We start from the raw sequence: 15228 nt of genomic DNA, 5'->3' as shown, positions 1-15228 counted from the left end.
TTGTTTTCAGGAAAAAATCGGCCTAAATGCGAATTCCACTTAATTCTTTTCCGACAGAGGTGCTTCGTCGCAACTGCGGACTTCCTTGCGGGCGAAGCTCGCTACGATTTTTTCAAGCCGGGGCTTAGTCTGCGCGTCCACCTCCGCCAATTGGAAAGCCACTTTGCCAAATGTCGCTTTGCGCGCCTCCACTTTCATACCAGTCAGACCCTTTTCTTCGAGGCGAGCAAGTTGCGTACGTGAGGCCTCTTCAGATTTGAACGTCCCGAGGGAAATCCCGTACAAAAGTGGGGGCGCGCCCTGAATGACAAAAAAATCGTTGATTCCCATACCAAGCAACTCTTCACCTTTTTTGTTGGCAGCGTCCTGGCTTCCAAGCGAAGGCAAGTAAACCCGGTAGCTGGCGATTTCTTGCACCATGCGACGGACTGGCTTGATAGACGGTGCACTTTCAGCCAACTGACTAGCGAATCTTCGCGCTTCAGGGGCGCTAAAATTACCGATTTCCATACAGGCAAATGCGGTCGGGACTATCGGCGCTGGTGCCGGTTCGGGCGCCGGCGCCGGCGTCTCTGTTGCGCTCACTTTGGCGGGTGAATCCATCGCAGCATCAGGATTGTTTGTGGTGCTGGGGGACGTTGTTGCGGTTTTGGTTTGCTCTTCCGATAATAATTTAATGTTGTCCGCTTGAAGTTGGTTCACTAAACGGGCTGGTTCTCGTCCGCTTTTGATGAAGCCAGTGCCGTTTAGAACGCCATGCTCTAAAGCGAACAAACTTGCGTTGATGATTAATAGCAACCAGAAAAAAATTTTCAACATAAAATTACTCGCTCAGCGTTCGGTTTCTGCGGCAATGCTAGTCCACAGTCCGGTCAGGACAAGATGATCGACTTTCTCATAAGGCGTCAACAAATAGGGCGCTATCACCCCAGCGCTGCCGCCCGTAAGAATACATTTTATTGCCATTTCTGGATGATGCTGACGTTGTAACGTCAACGCAGTCGAAATTGCCCCGACCTGTGCGGCGATGCAGCCGCTAATAATGGCATCCTCGGTATTGTTTGCAAATGGTGAGGTGATGAAAGCATGGTCGATGATCAATGGCAACTGTGCGGTGCCATGTGCCAATGCATTCGCCATCAGGCCCAGTCCCGGCAAAATCATGCCACCGATAAACCTGCCGTCGGCGTTGATCATATCAATCGTAGTGGCCGTGCCGCAGGTCGCCAGCAATAGTGCCTGGTGTGGATATAAGCTGCGCGCGCCGATTGCCGAAGCGAAGCGATCACAACCAAGTTGCAGCGGATTGCGGTAGCCGTTTGAGACGCCAGCGAGTTGCGGCACCGAAGCAAACCATTCCGGCGAAACAGCGCCATCGAAGGCAAGTCGCAGCGTTTCCTGCAGACGCGCGCCAATCTCGTTACCAGCCACATTAGAAATCAGCACTCGGGTTACCGGCAAAGCGCGCCAGGCAAAGGGCAGATCGGCGATTTCGGCGTGCGCTACCGAGCCTACGTTTTGCCAGGCAGGAGGAACGCAGGCCAGGGCGCCGACCGGAACGTCCGATAACGTCCACTTTATGCGTGTATTACCTGCATCAATTAACAGTAGTCCCATTCTTACGTTTCCTTTGCGCGCAGTGACACATCGCCTGCCATGATAGCGATAGGATGGTCCGCTTGCGCGGTTTGTAGCAAAAAGCGACCGATTTCATCTATCCCCAGCGCAAGACCTTCCTGCAGCACAGTTCCCTGATCCATGATGACGACTGGTCGTCCAGCGTGCGCGTGGAGTCGGTTCCAAGGGCCGACAAACGTGACCAGACCATTTTGTTGGAATTGATTCAAGACCCGAGTCAGGCTAGATAATATTGTGGCCATCAAAAGATTGCGGTCACAGATGGCGCGTTCCGTGCCCGGGCCGGACCCCGGCAAATTGGCAACACTGCGGTTGAGTTGCTTTTGCATCTCTGCAGGAATGGCAAGATTGATACCGACGCCGATTACCGCCCAGGCAGACCCACTACCGATTGCGTTGGATTCGGCGTTCGCGGTTTCTATCAGAATACCGCCCAGCTTGCCGTCACCCAATAGCAGATCGTTAGGCCATTTCAATCGAATCCCGAAATCGATCTCTCCTGTCTCTGTGGTATCGCCAGCGACATTGGTTTGGCGCAGGAAACTGTTTAAGCCGGTTGCCACCGCCACGCCGACGGCAAGCGGCAGGCCGACCAGCTTTTGGAGCGGCAGGTCAAACCGCCATGCCAGCGAAAACATCAACGCAGTCGACGGCGCTGAAAGCCAGCTGCGGCCAGCGCGGCCTCGACCAGCGGTTTGTTGTTCAGCGATGAGCAGCATTGGCGAACGCGTTGGGCTAGTCTGCGGTTCTGGGGTTTCTTGTGTTTTTTGTATCAGTGCCAGCAAGTCGGCGTTAGTCGAACCAGTCTCCGTTACAACCTCAATGGTCATTTGATCGGGGAGGGAGCCGGAAAGCGCAAGGATACGCTCCGCAGAAAGAGGATTTGTCATGCCCGGCATTGTAGCGGATGTAAGCCTTTAGGACTTAGGCAGAATCGCCTCGATATACTGTTCAGATTGGTTCGCCGCGGTGGCGGTTTTCTTGCAGCGTTAGCGAGTGGTCTCAACGGCAGGTTTTCGAACCGGTGCAGGGACATCGAGCGTAAGGCCGGACGGTGTATATTTGCCATTGATCGAGACTGCCTTAACCGGTCTCTCCGTAGAAAAGTCGATGCGCTGTGAGATTTTGGTTCAATTCTCCCTTAAACTTGCTGCATGCCGAATCCCGATGTTCAACTCCCTGCCGTCGCACTCGTTCATCCCCATGATGAAAGTGACAATACCGGCCATCCCGGCGGTGATAAAGACGAAGTTGGGTTGACTGGCGGGTTGACTGTAATCGTCAGCGGAAACTGGCAGGTCCACGCGCTGACACGGCCAGGGGTGATGCGATCGCTGCAATCGTCCTTAGGAAATTTGACGCGTTTGACGCGTCGCGTCGCGCATCAACCGTTGCGCTGGGATTTGTCGAAAGTCACGGCGCTCGACCATATCGGCGCGCAGCTACTATGGAACGCGTGGGGGAAAAAACGTCCGGTTTTCCTGCTACTTTCGCGCCAGCACAGGGATTTTTTCAAGCGACTGGAAGACGCCGGAGCGTTATCGTTACCGGCGGCGCCGCCGCCGCGGCGTTTGTTGATCGTCATTTACGACTGGACGCAGGTCTGTATCGATCATCTGACCGGTTTTGTTGCGTTGATCGGGCAATTCATTCTGGACTTGATGCGCATGCTGCGATTGCCGCATCGGGCACCCTGGAAAGAGATCTCGGCTAACATCTATCATATTGGCTTTCAGGCGTTAGGCATTACTGCGATTGTCGGATTTTTGATTGGTGTAGTGCTATCGTTTCTCTCCGCACAACAGTTACATACTTTTGGCGGCGATATTTATCTCGTCAACATTCTCGGGATGAGCATCATCCGAGAGCTGGGACCATTGCTGGCGGCGATTCTGGTCGCCGGGCGCTCCGGGTCCGCGATCACCGCGCAACTCGGAGTGATGCGCGTTACGCAGGAACTGGACGCGATGGAGGTCATGGGGCTTCCACATGGGTTTCGTTTGATCTTGCCGCGGGTGATTGCCTTGTTGGTCGCGATGCCATTATTGGTGATATGGACGGATGCGATAGCGTTAATTGGGGGAATGACCGCAGCGCAATTGCAACTCGGGTTGTCGCCGACTTATTTTTTACAACAATTGCCGGGCGCGGTTGCTTTGCCTAATTATCTGATCGGGCTTGGAAAGGGCGCAGTGTTTGGTGGCCTGATCGCCATGGTTGCCTGTCATTTCGGTTTGCGCATTGAACCGAACACTGAGAGTCTGGGGCAAGGTACCACCACCTCTGTTGTGAGCGCGATTACGATTGTCATACTTGCCGACGCAGTGTTTGCGATTCTGTTTAGCGGAGTAGGGTTTTGAAGACGAACTTGTTGACTAATACTAATACGCCGACCAACGAAACCCCTGCGCCATCATTAAATCGCGCCGTGATCCCGCCTGTCATACAGGTCGACAAACTCTGGACGCAATTTGGCGAAACAGTCGTTCTGCAAGATCTTGATCTGACGATAGAGCAGGGCGAAATTGTTGGCGTGATCGGCGGCTCCGGGTCTGGGAAAACTACTTTATTAAGACAAATTTTAGGTTTGGATAAGCCTACACGCGGCACCGTATCGGTGTTGGGGATGGATATCAGTAAAGCCGATGTTGATCAAATGGCAGCACTACAAAATCGCTGGGGGATGTTATTCCAGATGGGTGCATTATTTTCTGCGCTGACGGTGCTCGATAACGTCGCGATGCCGCTGCGTGAACTGCGCGCTTTGCCGGAAAGCCTGATTCTCGACGCGGCGCTACTTAAATTGCAATTAGCCGGTATCGGTCCCAAGCACGCGCTAAAAATGCCCTCCGATTTATCTGGCGGTATGATTAAAAGGGTGGCTCTGGCGCGGGCCTTGGCATTGGAACCAGAGTTATTGTTTTTGGATGAGCCAACGGCGGGACTTGATCCAGCATCTTCTGCAGCTTTCGTTAAATTAATTCTGTCGCTGCATAAGGATATGCGTTTGACGGTGGTTATGATTACGCATGACCTGGAGTCTTTGCTGGCGATGGCGACCAAAATCGCTGTTCTGGCCGACAAGCGGGTACTGGCGTACGACACGCCCGAGCACGTCATGAAAATAAGACATCCATTTATAGAGAACTTCTTCCTCTCGGCACATTGCGAGCAGGACACAGTTGGATAGGCGGAACGATGGAAAATAAAGCACATGCATTAATTGCAGGACTATTTACCGTGGCCTTGTTAGTGGCGGCGATTCTGGGCGTCCTGTGGTTCAACGGCGACCGCGTCCAGCGTATGCCTTATGAAATCGCCACCAAGCTGTCGGTCCCGGGACTCAATCCACAGGCCGATGTGCGGTATCGAGGCCTCAACGTTGGTAGAGTGGACACGATTGTTTTCGATCCGCAGAGTCCGGGGCAGATTCTTATTCGCCTGAAAATTAATCTCGATACGCCGATGACACCGGCGACGTTTGGCACGCTGGGATATCAAGGCGTTACAGGAATCGCCTACATACAGTTGGATGACGATGGTAGCAATCCGGCCAAATTGGCCAGCAGCGCCAGCAAACCTGCACGCATACCGCTACGGCCCAGTTTGTTCGATAATATTCAAACCAAGGGAGCAGCAATTTTGTTACAGGCAGAGGAAACCGTAGCCAAATTAAATGGTCTACTTTCTCCCGATAATCAAAAGGTCATGGTGTCCGCATTCAGCGATGTGAGTAAAACCGCGAACCGGTTTGAATCAATTCCGGGTCAATTAGCGCCGACACTTGCCAAGCTGCCAGCGATGACTGAGCAATTGAATCAGGCGTTGACGTCAATTACGGCGCTGTCGCAAAATATGACTGTGCTGAGTAATAATTTGAATACCTTGACCGCCGGTTTACAGACGCCGGATGGTGCAGTAGCGCGGTTGTCGGCGACGATGGCAAACGTCGGATCCGTTGCCGATAGCGTGCAGTACGATGCACTACCAAGGTTTAACGTGTTGGCGTCCGAGGCGCGCTCATCCGTGCGCGCATTGAATGAGACGTTGGATAACTTTAACCGCCAGCCACAGAGTATTTTGTTTGGTAGTAAGGGCATTCCGCCCGGACCAGGCGAAGCGGGCTTTCGTGCGCCATAACAAATAGGGTTGCAGAAATTCATGACCAAGTTCAATGCGTTGCTTAAAGCAGTGCTGATAATGTCTATTCTGGTGGTGACTGGCGGCTGCGCGACATCGTCGGCGGTGCGCACACAATATGATTTTGGGCCGTTACCATCTGCCATCAGCAATCCGCGCAGCGGCGCGCGGGCCCTGCCAGCAGTGAGTCTGGCAGAAGTGGTGGCGCCAGCGGGGTTGGACAATACGATGATGCTGTACCGATTAGCGTATGCCAATGATTTGCAGCTGCGCCCCTATGCCAACTCGCGCTGGACCATGTCACCGTCGCAGCTATTCAGTCAACGACTGAAAGCGCGTTTCGGTCAGGCCGGAGGGACGGTCGTCTCGGTGTCGGACGGCGCTATAAATATTCCGGTGTTACGGATCGAGATGGATGATTTTAGCCAGACCTTCGACAGTGCATCGCATAGCGTCGTTCAGATCACTCTGCGTGCAGCTATTTTTAACGGTCGCCTGTTGCAAGGGCAAAAGATGTTTAGTCGCTCGGCGGTTGCCCAGACCGCAGATGCCGCTGGCGGTGCCAGAGCTTTCTCAACGGCGAGCGACGCATTAATTGACGATTTGATGGACTGGTTGGCTGGCTTATCGCCGAATAAATCACGCCAGTAAATCCCTGGAAAACTCAGGAATACGCGGGAATATTAACGAACGCCACAATTTAGGCGAAACTGGATTGCCCAGTTCGCCAAGCGCCCACACAACATACACAGGATGGATAAAATGTTGCCGTTGTCATTTACTTTTAAGCAATGAGGACAGAGTCGCAATGACTGGTTCGTCACTTATTATAGAACGCCGCTCGTCATCTCAATCGTCATCGTTTGCGCGTGTCAGCTTATTGATATACCTGCTGCTGATCATTTACGCCAGTTGGTATCCGTTCAGCGGTTGGCGCGACGTCGGCTTGACGCCCTGGGCTTTTTTGTCGGCACCGTTGCCGCATTACTGGACCGTATTCGACGTGTGGACCAATGTCCTCGGCTATATGCCGCTTGGTCTGTTGACCGTGCTGGTACTCCCACGCAAGATTTCTCTGGTCTGGACGGTGATTCTGGTGACCGTGGCGGGTATCTTGTTTTCCGGCGTCATGGAAGCGGTACAAACTTATCTTCCCACCCGAGTTTCATCCAATCTCGACCTGCTAACCAACAGTATCGGCGCCATGTTGGGCAGCATACTGGGCGCTATATTTCGCTACCGGTTTGGTCCGGAAAGCAAATTGCTGTTGCTGCGGGAGCGATGGTTTAACCGTGAAGCCAGCCACGGGATGGTGATGGTGGCGTTGTGGCCGGTGGCACAACTCGCACCATTGAATCATTTGTTCGGCTTCGGACAAGTCACGTCAATGCTGTCGAGCTGGTTGTCGGACTGGTTTGAGCAGCCAATTGATCTGGCGGCCTGGATGACCAATGATGTACAGCTATCAGCCGAGCAATATTGGATGACGGAATCGATTATCACCGCTTGTGGTCTGATCGCTGCGGGTTTGATGCTGTTGATACTGTTGCGCAAAGGAGCTCCGAAGGTAGCGCTGACGCTCTTTTTGATATGGGTGACTCTTTCGGTTAAGGCCTTTGCATCCGCGTTATTATTTACCCCGGAAAATGTGCTGGTTTGGCTCACCCCCGGCGCATTAACCGGGCTATTAGTTGGGGCCGTAATATTGGTGGCACTGAGTTTCACGCCGCAGCGCCTTCAACGCTGGGTCGCTGCGTTGGCGTTGATCATTAGTCTGGTGGTTGTCAATGTGATTCCGGATAACCCCTATTTTGTCGAAACCTTGCAAACTTGGTCGCTCGGGAAATTTTTGAATTTCAACGGCGCGGCGCAATTTTTGGCGCTGTTATGGCCGTTTTTTACGCTTTGGTTTTTATGCCATCCTATGCACCGTGCGAAACGAAATGACTCCGGTGTATGATTCCGTTAATTACTTATTTTTTAGATATGTCCAGCTATGACCGATAACCCAAGCGAGATTCAAGTCGACGCCGATGCCCATGCCAATGCCGAGATTGCCCCGGCACAGCCTTTTTATGCGCATCACGTCTTTTTTTGCCTTAATCAACGAGCGCCCGGTGACCGCGTCTGTTGTGCCAATAACGGCGCCCAGGCCGCTCAGGAGCACGCCAAGCGTCGCATCAAAGCGCTGGGTCTTGCGGGCGATGGCAAGGTCAGAATTAATAAGGCTGGTTGTCTTGAGCGCTGCGAAGAGGGGCCGGCGCTGGTTATTTATCCTGAAGGCGTGTGGTATACCTACGTCGACACCGAAGACATCGATGAAATTATCGACGTCCATATTGTCGGTGGAAAAATTGTTGAACGTCTAAAAATTTAATTCAGAAAATACTCCTAATCCCCATCAACCGGCATCCGGCGCTGCGAACAGCCCTTTAACCGTCAGGCGCTTATTTCGGCTTGCGACCGGCTTCTCCGGTGTTATTCAAGATTGAAGACATGAACGCACAGACCACTCCTTTTTCCATCTCTGGCCCGGCCGGAGCGCTAGAATGCGCCTTGGACCTTCCTGACGCAGAGCTATTTCCCACGCCAAGAGGTCTGGCTTTGGTCGCGCATCCTCATCCCCTTTTCGGCGGCACCATGGACAACAAGGTTGCCCATACCCTGGCACGCGGGTTTTTGGCACTTGGATATGTTGCGGTACGGATGAATTTTCGCGGCGTCGGACAATCCGCGGGCGTGTATGACGAGGGGCATGGCGAAACGGATGATATGGCAGCGTTGCTGGTGCACATGCGCCAAACATATCCTGCATTGCCGCTGGCTCTGGGCGGGTTTTCATTCGGCACCTTTGTGCAATCGCAATTGCAGCAGCGCTTAATTGCTGATGCGTCGGCGGTCGGCGCTCCGGCGGCCGGCGCCCCGGCAGAACGCCTGGTATTGGTCGGAGCAGCGGCCGGGAAATGGCCAATGCCAACCGTGCCAGCTAACAGTATTTTGATCCATGGCGAACTCGATGAAACAATTCCGTTAAGCGCAGTGTTTGAATGGGCGCGTCCGCAAGACATACCGGTTATCGTCATTCCCGGTGCGGATCATTTTTTTCATCGTAGATTGCAACATATCAAGAACTTGATGGTCGAAATGTGGCATCGCTAATTTGGGTAGCTATCCACCCTGAAAACAAGCATAAGAGTAGTCGTGCCGGCGGTGCGTGATCCAATAACTTTCGTTGACGCCTGCCGCGAAATGGCAGCGGCTTTATCTTGTGCAACTGAGGAGGCTATAATTCGGGTTAATTGTTTTTCGTAGTTCCTTGGTTTAGCGCGCTTTACTTCTTGGTTCTGCTCCTTACTCATCCGTGCGATGACCGTTTTTGCGGTCTGTCGTGCCAACGTCCTTAATACCGACTTAACCGACTCCCTTCACTTTGCCTCTATGAAAAAAATATTCGCAGCGTTAGCTGCAACACTCTTGTCCGCTTCGGTAGCTTTCGCTCAGACCTTGCCGTCACCTTCTGTCGCTGCCAAGTCCTGGCTGTTGCTGGACACTACCAGCAACCAGATCGTCGCCTCACAAGATGCAGATTTGCGTGTCGAGCCGGCATCGTTAGCCAAGATCATGACGGCATATGTCGTATTTGATGCGCTGAAGGACAAAAAACTGACGTTGGATCAGATGGTGACCGTCTCGGTCCATGCATGGAAAGTGGATCCTAGCAGCTCAAAAATGTTTATCGATCCAGCGACGCCGGTTTCAATTAATGACCTGCTATATGGCTTGATGGTTGTTTCGGGCAATGATGCCGCTGTGGCATTGGCGGAAGCCGTGTCCGGTACTGAAGATGCGTTTGTCGTGCAAATGAATCGCGAAGCACAACGCATGGGGATGAAATCCACCCATTTTGGCAACCCACACGGGTTGCCGAGTGCTGATACCTACACGACGTCACGTGATTTGGCAGTGCTTGCCTCACACGTGATCACTGATTTCCCAGAGTTTTATAAAATCGATTCCACCAAAACCTTCACCTACAACAAGATCAAACAACCCAACCGCAACCGCTTGCTATGGTCCGATCCGTCTGTTGACGGCATGAAGACCGGCCATACCAATAGCGCCGGGTATTCGATCATTGCTTCTGCTAAGCGTCCTAATGGAACCGGCGAACGCCGTCTGCTGGCAGTCGTGGTCGGAACCAATTCGGATCAGACCCGCACGCAGGAAGCTCAAAAGTTGTTGAACTGGGGCTTCCAGAACTTTGACACTGTCAAGTTATACGCCAAGGGCCAGGCAGTCGCTACGCCGCAGGTGTGGAAGGGCGCAAAAAGCGAAATCAAAGTTGGATTTGACCACGACATATTTGTGACCGTGCCAAAAGGCGTTGCTGAAAAAATCAAGCCAGTGCTGGAACGGACAGATCCTTTGATTGCGCCAATCGGCTTGGGCAACAAAGTCGGTACGTTGAAAATTATGGTGGGCGATAAAGCGTTGACGCAATTGGATGTGCTGGCGTTGGAAGAAGTGAATCAGGCCAGTATTTTTGGTCGGATCTGGGATTCGATTCGCTTATTCTTTAAGAAGCTGTAAGGCTAAGAGAATTTCCAGTTAGTTTTATCGCTGGTCAATTGCGCCCCCGTCAATGGAAGTTGACGGGGCGTTTTGATTTTTACGCGAATTTTTGAGCGTCAATTTAACGATGATATTTCGCTTTCAGGTTCCGCAATCAAACATTTGAGGCTTGCCAAGAGGTAATGTCTGCTCTTGTCGGGAGGTTCAAATATCCCTCAATAAGCCCTAAACGCATACTTTTTTTGCATACCCTCGTACCGCCACCTGTGCCAAAATAAAATCTTTCTCCCTTTTAAGAAAACCATCATGCAAGATTCCATCGTCTACCTCAACGGCGTTATGACGCCCCTGTCGGAAGCGCGTATCCCCGTGCTCGACCGCGGCTTTATCTTTGGTGACGGTGTGTACGAGGTCATTCCTATCTATGCCGGTAAAGCATTTCGTGCGCAACATCATATGGCTCGGTTATTTCGTAGCCTCGCTGCGATAGATATTCCAAATCCGCATAACGTCGAAGAATGGATGTCATTGATCAATAAGGTTGTTGCGCCCTACGCACAAGACGATCAGATGGTCTACATTCACGTGACCCGTGGCGTTGCCAAACGAGCGCATGCATTTCCCAAAGGGGCGCTAACGCCTACGGTGTTCATTATGACCAATCCTTTGGTGCTGCCGAGCGATGCGGTACGCGCCAAAGGCGTATCATGTGTAACTATGGAAGACCAACGTTGGCTGCATTGTGAGATCAAGTCGATTTCATTGTTGGGCAATGTTCTTGCCGCGCAAAATGCGGCCGAACATGGGGTCGTGGAAGCGATCCAATTCCGTGATGGATTTCTGACCGAAGCATCGTCTTCCAATGTCTGGATCGTCAAAGACAAGGTCTTGATGGCACCCCCAAAGAATAATCTTATTCTGGAAGGTATCCGGTACGGTCTGATCGAAGAGTTGTGTGCTGCGAATGATTTGCAGTTTATTGCGCGCAAAATTGCCCGCGCGGAAGTATTCGAGGCCGATGAAGTGCTGCTGTCATCGGCAACCAAAGAAATTTTGCCCGTCACTGTAGTCGATGGCAAAACTATTGGAAATGGCCAACCCGGCCCCATCTACAAGCAGTTATATCAGGCTTATCAAGGAGCGAAAGCGGCCTTGATCGATTAAGGTAGACTTAATGGCCTGGTTTGTCCCGGATGACATGTGTTTGTGCAAGTCATCCGATTACTAGAGAGCAACCATTATGACTATGCCAACCATTTCCCCGGAAGACAGCCTGATCGTCTATCCGAGCGATTTTCCTATCAAGATCATGGGACCAACCCACGATGCGTTCGCCGAAACGATCGTCGGCGTCGTGGTGCAGCACGATCCAACTTTCCATATCGACAAGTTGGAAGTGCGGCCATCGGCCAAAGGTAACTATACCGGCCTGACAGTCACCGTGCTGGCTACCAGCCGCGAGCAGCTGGATAACTTGTACAGTGCTTTATCGACGCATCCGATGGTGAAAATGGTGCTTTGATGCTGATGGGAAGCTGTCATTGCCAGGGGCTTAAAGGCTGACATCGCAGAGGCAACTCCCGAAGATGGCAAGGTCGCCAGCGTATAAAGTTGTAATGCGAACGGCCTTAAAAGCAGTTGTTCCGGTTATCCGGGCCAGCTGCTTTGTGCTTTGAATTCCGCTATTTCTTGCTTCAGCCAGCCGTGAAAAGCCTGAACTTGCGGCTTATGCATGGCTTCCGGTACGCAGGCAAAATAATACGCATTTGGGCATAGCACGACAATATCAAACAGTCGAATCAGATCACCTGAAGCGATCTCTTGCAGCGCAATCGCATGCCGGGTCAACGCAATGCCGAGACCATCCGAAGCTGAACGCAATAACATCGACGCATCTTCAATGCGCAAGCCGCGACTTGGTTCGGGCAGCGTAACGCCAGCAGCGTCAAACCACGGTTGCCAGGATTCCCCCGAATCCATACGTAACAGCGTGCATTCGGCTAATGCATCCGGTGTGGTCGGCAAACGACCGTTCCGATAGCGGGGGCTGACGACCGGATAATAATAGTCATCCATCAACTTTTCTACCAACATACCGGGATAATTCCCCACGCCAAAGCGGATGCCTACATCAATCTGATCCCGCGCAAGGTCCTGAAGCTGACTCGCTGACTGGAGGATGACCTCCGTATCAGGATGCAAATCAATAAACTTCCATAAACGCGGCGCCAGCCATCGTGCCGCAAACGAAGGTAGCGCTGAAATCGTCAGCCGTTTTTGTTGGGCATCGATTTTTAAGGCCTCCGCCGCGGATGCAATTTCAGTCAGAGCTTTGCGTATCGTGGTGGCAAAGCGCTGGCCTTGTTCCGTGATCGTAATGCGCTTGCCGTGACGCGTGAACAACGCCAGCCCCAATTCTTCTTCGAGTGCACGCACCTGATGGCTGATCGCGCCGGGTGTCAGATGAATTTCTTCCGCGGCGCGGGAAAAACTGTCGTAACGCGCCGCCGCCTCGAATGCGCGTAAGGCTGAGAGGGCAGGCAGTTTGCGGAGGTCGGCCATGATGTCGGCTATGTCTATGTGAATAAAATTAGCAAGAACGCGCTCAATTACTCGCTTTGTTCTTCCACTGGAGTTGACTAAAATATCTTTACCGGACCAGCCTTCTCTTTGCATTCCTATATGGTGAGACGCAACCAAAAGAGATCATCTGGTGTGGTTTTAGCACTATACCAGCAGTTTATCGGAGAAGCATGATGAGAAATTTATTCACTAAAGACATGAGAGAGCCATTGGCGCTGAGCGCGGGGCAAGTGTTGTCCCTGCACGCAGAGCGGGCCGGAACACTGCAAGTTACCTGCGGTCGCGTCTGGGTCACCATTTCTGGTCAAAGTGACGATTACTGGCTCAATCCGGGCGACCATCTCAATGTGGCTGCTGGCAGTCGCATGGTGCTTGAAGCAGATCAGGGCCGAAGCTTAATCAACTTGCGTCCTCAGGTACCTGCAGTCAGCCGTTTTGTGAAATCCGATCGGGCGGCTTTATCTACCCAGCTGGCCAGCTAAGAGTCATTGGCCGACATTAGTCGACACGGTTTTGATGCTCTGTGCCGCCGCAATGACCGAACAGGTATGTGTTCGTTTTTTTGCAGCGGTGCTGTCAAACCGCAGCAGTGAAAGTGCATCCGATGCGAGCGTCTGACTGTCATAAGATGCTCTGATCGCGCCATTGCAAAGCGCCATGACAGATCTCATTTGCCTCTCGCTGTAAACCGTGGGCGGCCGCAAGCGGCAATGAAAAGCATACGCTCACGACGTCGTCATGCGTTACCTCGCCTAATACCGCGTTGCTTTGCTGAAGCAAGCGACGCAAAGGCCCTTCCAAAGCGTACGGTACAACCGCGCACAATGTAGTGGTGACCACTAATTCGATTTTTTCTGCACTTAATAAGGCTTGAGCCACTGCGTCAGTGTAAGCACGCACTAGCCCGCCCGCGCCTAGCCGGATGCCGCCATAGTAGCGGACCACTATGGCAAGAACCTGCTCAAGATCCTGATGACGCAAGACATTCAGCATCGGCAGTCCGGCCGTACCTCCCGGTTCGCCATCGTCCGATGCGCCGGAGTGGCCCCCCGCTAGCAGTGCCCAGCAAACATGGGTAGCCTGCGGATGCTCGCTGCGTAATCTGGCAACTTCGATCAAGGCCTCGGGGCGACCAGCAACAGCGGTCACAAAACCAATGAAGATGCTTTTCTTAATGTCAACTCTGCTATGTGCCGGTTGAGCTAAGCTAAATGCCATAGGCTTACACTTGTCCACTTGAATAGGGTGGCAGGGAAGAAAAGCTGAGGGCAATGGTGGATTGCTTTGATAAGCCCTTTACCGCATGCCGTCATTTGATCTCCAGGCCGGATAGGTTATCCTAACGCCTCCGGAGCGCAATCGATAATTGGTGTTTGTTGTCGCATTTGTCCTTGCGTATCCCCTTCAGACGTACTTGCTTACCTTCTTTATTGTCGACCTATCCATGCCTAGAATTATTTCTGCCAATCTCAACGGAATCCGCTCCGCCACTAAAAAAGGTTTTTTTGAATGGATGAGCAAGCAATCTGCCGACTTTATTTGCGTGCAGGAATTGAAGGCCCAAGCCGCTGACATGTCGCCAGAGATGCTCGCCCCAGAAGGATACGTTGGGCATTTTCATTACGCAGAAAAGAAAGGTTATTCAGGCGTCGGACTGTACAGCAAACGACCGCCGAATGCAGTCCGGATCGGATTTGGCAACCCAGAGTTTGATGCCGAAGGCCGTTATGTCGAGTGTGACTTTGGCGACCTGACTGTGATTTCACTGTATTGTCCATCGGGCTCATCCGGGGAAGAACGCCAACTGGCAAAATTTCGCTTTATGGAAAGCTTTCTGCCGCATCTGCAAGAACTCAAGGCGAGTGGCCGGGAAGTGGTGATCTGTGGCGACTGGAATATTGCCCACAATGAAATCGATTTAAAAAACTTCAAAGGCAATAAGAAGAATTCCGGATTTTTGCCGGAAGAACGCGCATGGTTAACCCATTTATTTGAAGAAGTTGCCCTGGTCGACGTGTTTCGCACCGTCGACTCCCGGGCTGAGCAATACACTTGGTGGAGCAATCGCGGTCAGGCTTGGGCCAAGAACGTTGGATGGCGTATCGATTATCATATTTCGACGCCAGGAATTGCCGCAAAAGCCCACGCTGTGGCGATTTATAAGGACGAGCGGTTTTCGGATCACGCGCCGCTTACCATTGATTACGCAGACGCATAAATCATCGGCCGAGGGAAAGTGGCGCAATGTCGCCACTTTCTCTTGAACGTTTGATCGCGTTTGATCGCGTTTGATCG

General features: G+C 52.3%; 17 protein-coding genes. 12 read left to right on the top strand and 5 right to left on the bottom strand.

Annotation, left to right across the window (positions count from 1 at the left end; genetic code table 11):
- Window positions 1-39: 39 nt before the first annotated feature.
- The 3 genes from JQN73_RS07890 to JQN73_RS07880 are packed head-to-tail and all read right to left on the bottom strand — an operon-like array spanning window position 40 to window position 2528.
- Window positions 40-819, bottom strand: coding sequence for an SPOR domain-containing protein (locus tag JQN73_RS07890; protein WP_205322531.1), 780 nt, complete (start codon window positions 817-819; stop codon window positions 40-42).
- 12 nt (window positions 820-831) lie between these two features.
- Complete coding sequence (locus tag JQN73_RS07885) at window positions 832-1617, bottom strand: type III pantothenate kinase (RefSeq protein ID WP_205322530.1); 786 nt, start codon at window positions 1615-1617, stop codon at window positions 832-834.
- Window positions 1618-1619: 2 nt separating this feature from the next.
- Complete coding sequence (locus JQN73_RS07880) at window positions 1620-2528, bottom strand: biotin--[acetyl-CoA-carboxylase] ligase (protein ID WP_205322529.1); 909 nt, start codon at window positions 2526-2528, stop codon at window positions 1620-1622.
- Window positions 2529-2792: 264 nt separating this feature from the next.
- Here JQN73_RS07880 and JQN73_RS07875 point away from each other — a divergent pair, with 264 nt between their 5' ends.
- The 10 genes from JQN73_RS07875 to JQN73_RS07830 all read left to right on the top strand — a co-directional run bounded on the left by JQN73_RS07875 (window position 2793) and on the right by JQN73_RS07830 (window position 11872).
- Entirely contained in the window at window positions 2793-3998 is a 1206-nt protein-coding gene (locus JQN73_RS07875; protein WP_370551332.1) for an MlaE family ABC transporter permease, read from the top strand.
- Window positions 3999-4066: 68 nt separating this feature from the next.
- Complete coding sequence (locus tag JQN73_RS07870) at window positions 4067-4828, top strand: ABC transporter ATP-binding protein (RefSeq protein WP_205323251.1); 762 nt, start codon at window positions 4067-4069, stop codon at window positions 4826-4828.
- Window positions 4829-4836: 8 nt separating this feature from the next.
- Window positions 4837-5778: an MlaD family protein gene (locus JQN73_RS07865; RefSeq protein ID WP_205322528.1), complete on the top strand. Its 942-nt coding sequence runs from the start codon at window positions 4837-4839 to the stop codon at window positions 5776-5778.
- Between the two features lie 21 nt (window positions 5779-5799).
- Window positions 5800-6429, top strand: coding sequence for an ABC-type transport auxiliary lipoprotein family protein (locus JQN73_RS07860; protein ID WP_205322527.1), 630 nt, complete (start codon window positions 5800-5802; stop codon window positions 6427-6429).
- 157 nt (window positions 6430-6586) lie between these two features.
- Window positions 6587-7738: a VanZ family protein gene (locus JQN73_RS07855; protein ID WP_205322526.1), complete on the top strand. Its 1152-nt coding sequence runs from the start codon at window positions 6587-6589 to the stop codon at window positions 7736-7738.
- A gap of 36 nt (window positions 7739-7774) precedes the next feature.
- Window positions 7775-8155, top strand: coding sequence for a ferredoxin (locus JQN73_RS07850; protein ID WP_240162470.1), 381 nt, complete (start codon window positions 7775-7777; stop codon window positions 8153-8155).
- Between the two features lie 119 nt (window positions 8156-8274).
- Entirely contained in the window at window positions 8275-8937 is a 663-nt protein-coding gene (locus JQN73_RS07845; RefSeq protein WP_205322525.1) for an alpha/beta hydrolase, read from the top strand.
- Between the two features lie 279 nt (window positions 8938-9216).
- Complete coding sequence (locus JQN73_RS07840) at window positions 9217-10368, top strand: D-alanyl-D-alanine carboxypeptidase family protein (RefSeq protein WP_205322524.1); 1152 nt, start codon at window positions 9217-9219, stop codon at window positions 10366-10368.
- 288 nt (window positions 10369-10656) lie between these two features.
- A complete protein-coding gene (locus JQN73_RS07835) occupies window positions 10657-11514 on the top strand; it encodes a D-amino acid aminotransferase (protein WP_205322523.1) in 858 nt (285 codons plus the stop codon).
- Between the two features lie 76 nt (window positions 11515-11590).
- Entirely contained in the window at window positions 11591-11872 is a 282-nt protein-coding gene (locus JQN73_RS07830) for a DUF493 family protein (RefSeq protein ID WP_370551331.1), read from the top strand.
- A 125-nt stretch (window positions 11873-11997) separates the two neighbouring features.
- Here JQN73_RS07830 and JQN73_RS07825 read toward each other — a convergent pair whose 3' ends face one another.
- A complete protein-coding gene (locus tag JQN73_RS07825; RefSeq protein ID WP_205322522.1) occupies window positions 11998-12912 on the bottom strand; it encodes a transcriptional regulator GcvA in 915 nt (304 codons plus the stop codon).
- Between the two features lie 191 nt (window positions 12913-13103).
- Between JQN73_RS07825 and JQN73_RS07820 the strand changes: the two genes are divergently transcribed.
- Window positions 13104-13415: a DUF2917 domain-containing protein gene (locus JQN73_RS07820; RefSeq protein ID WP_205322521.1), complete on the top strand. Its 312-nt coding sequence runs from the start codon at window positions 13104-13106 to the stop codon at window positions 13413-13415.
- Between the two features lie 139 nt (window positions 13416-13554).
- Here the strand turns inward: JQN73_RS07820 and JQN73_RS07815 are convergent, their stop codons facing one another.
- On the bottom strand, window positions 13555-14151 hold the full coding sequence (locus tag JQN73_RS07815) for a YigZ family protein (RefSeq protein WP_205322520.1): 597 nt from the start codon (window positions 14149-14151) through the stop codon (window positions 13555-13557).
- A gap of 226 nt (window positions 14152-14377) precedes the next feature.
- Between JQN73_RS07815 and JQN73_RS07810 the strand changes: the two genes are divergently transcribed.
- Complete coding sequence (locus tag JQN73_RS07810; protein ID WP_205322519.1) at window positions 14378-15151, top strand: exodeoxyribonuclease III; 774 nt, start codon at window positions 14378-14380, stop codon at window positions 15149-15151.
- Window positions 15152-15228: the final 77 nt, after the last annotated feature.

This window comes from Glaciimonas sp. PAMC28666 (assembly GCF_016917355.1).
GTDB lineage: Bacteria > Pseudomonadota > Gammaproteobacteria > Burkholderiales > Burkholderiaceae_D > Glaciimonas.
The sequence above is the reverse complement of the archived record's forward strand: the minus strand, read 5'-3'. Positions and strand labels throughout refer to the sequence as shown.

Coding starts and splice junctions, on each gene's coding strand:
- JQN73_RS07890 (WP_205322531.1), bottom strand. CDS start 819: ATGTTGAAAATTTTTTTCTGGTTGCTATTAATCATCAACGCAAGTTTG.
- JQN73_RS07885 (WP_205322530.1), bottom strand. CDS start 1,617: ATGGGACTACTGTTAATTGATGCAGGTAATACACGCATAAAGTGGACG.
- JQN73_RS07880 (WP_205322529.1), bottom strand. CDS start 2,528: ATGACAAATCCTCTTTCTGCGGAGCGTATCCTTGCGCTTTCCGGCTCC.
- JQN73_RS07875 (WP_370551332.1), top strand. CDS start 2,793: ATGCCGAATCCCGATGTTCAACTCCCTGCCGTCGCACTCGTTCATCCC.
- JQN73_RS07865 (WP_205322528.1), top strand. CDS start 4,837: ATGGAAAATAAAGCACATGCATTAATTGCAGGACTATTTACCGTGGCC.
- JQN73_RS07860 (WP_205322527.1), top strand. CDS start 5,800: ATGACCAAGTTCAATGCGTTGCTTAAAGCAGTGCTGATAATGTCTATT.
- JQN73_RS07855 (WP_205322526.1), top strand. CDS start 6,587: ATGACTGGTTCGTCACTTATTATAGAACGCCGCTCGTCATCTCAATCG.
- JQN73_RS07850 (WP_240162470.1), top strand. CDS start 7,775: ATGACCGATAACCCAAGCGAGATTCAAGTCGACGCCGATGCCCATGCC.
- JQN73_RS07845 (WP_205322525.1), top strand. CDS start 8,275: ATGAACGCACAGACCACTCCTTTTTCCATCTCTGGCCCGGCCGGAGCG.
- JQN73_RS07840 (WP_205322524.1), top strand. CDS start 9,217: ATGAAAAAAATATTCGCAGCGTTAGCTGCAACACTCTTGTCCGCTTCG.
- JQN73_RS07835 (WP_205322523.1), top strand. CDS start 10,657: ATGCAAGATTCCATCGTCTACCTCAACGGCGTTATGACGCCCCTGTCG.
- JQN73_RS07830 (WP_370551331.1), top strand. CDS start 11,591: ATGACTATGCCAACCATTTCCCCGGAAGACAGCCTGATCGTCTATCCG.
- JQN73_RS07825 (WP_205322522.1), bottom strand. CDS start 12,912: ATGGCCGACCTCCGCAAACTGCCTGCCCTCTCAGCCTTACGCGCATTC.
- JQN73_RS07820 (WP_205322521.1), top strand. CDS start 13,104: ATGATGAGAAATTTATTCACTAAAGACATGAGAGAGCCATTGGCGCTG.
- JQN73_RS07815 (WP_205322520.1), bottom strand. CDS start 14,151: ATGGCATTTAGCTTAGCTCAACCGGCACATAGCAGAGTTGACATTAAG.
- JQN73_RS07810 (WP_205322519.1), top strand. CDS start 14,378: ATGCCTAGAATTATTTCTGCCAATCTCAACGGAATCCGCTCCGCCACT.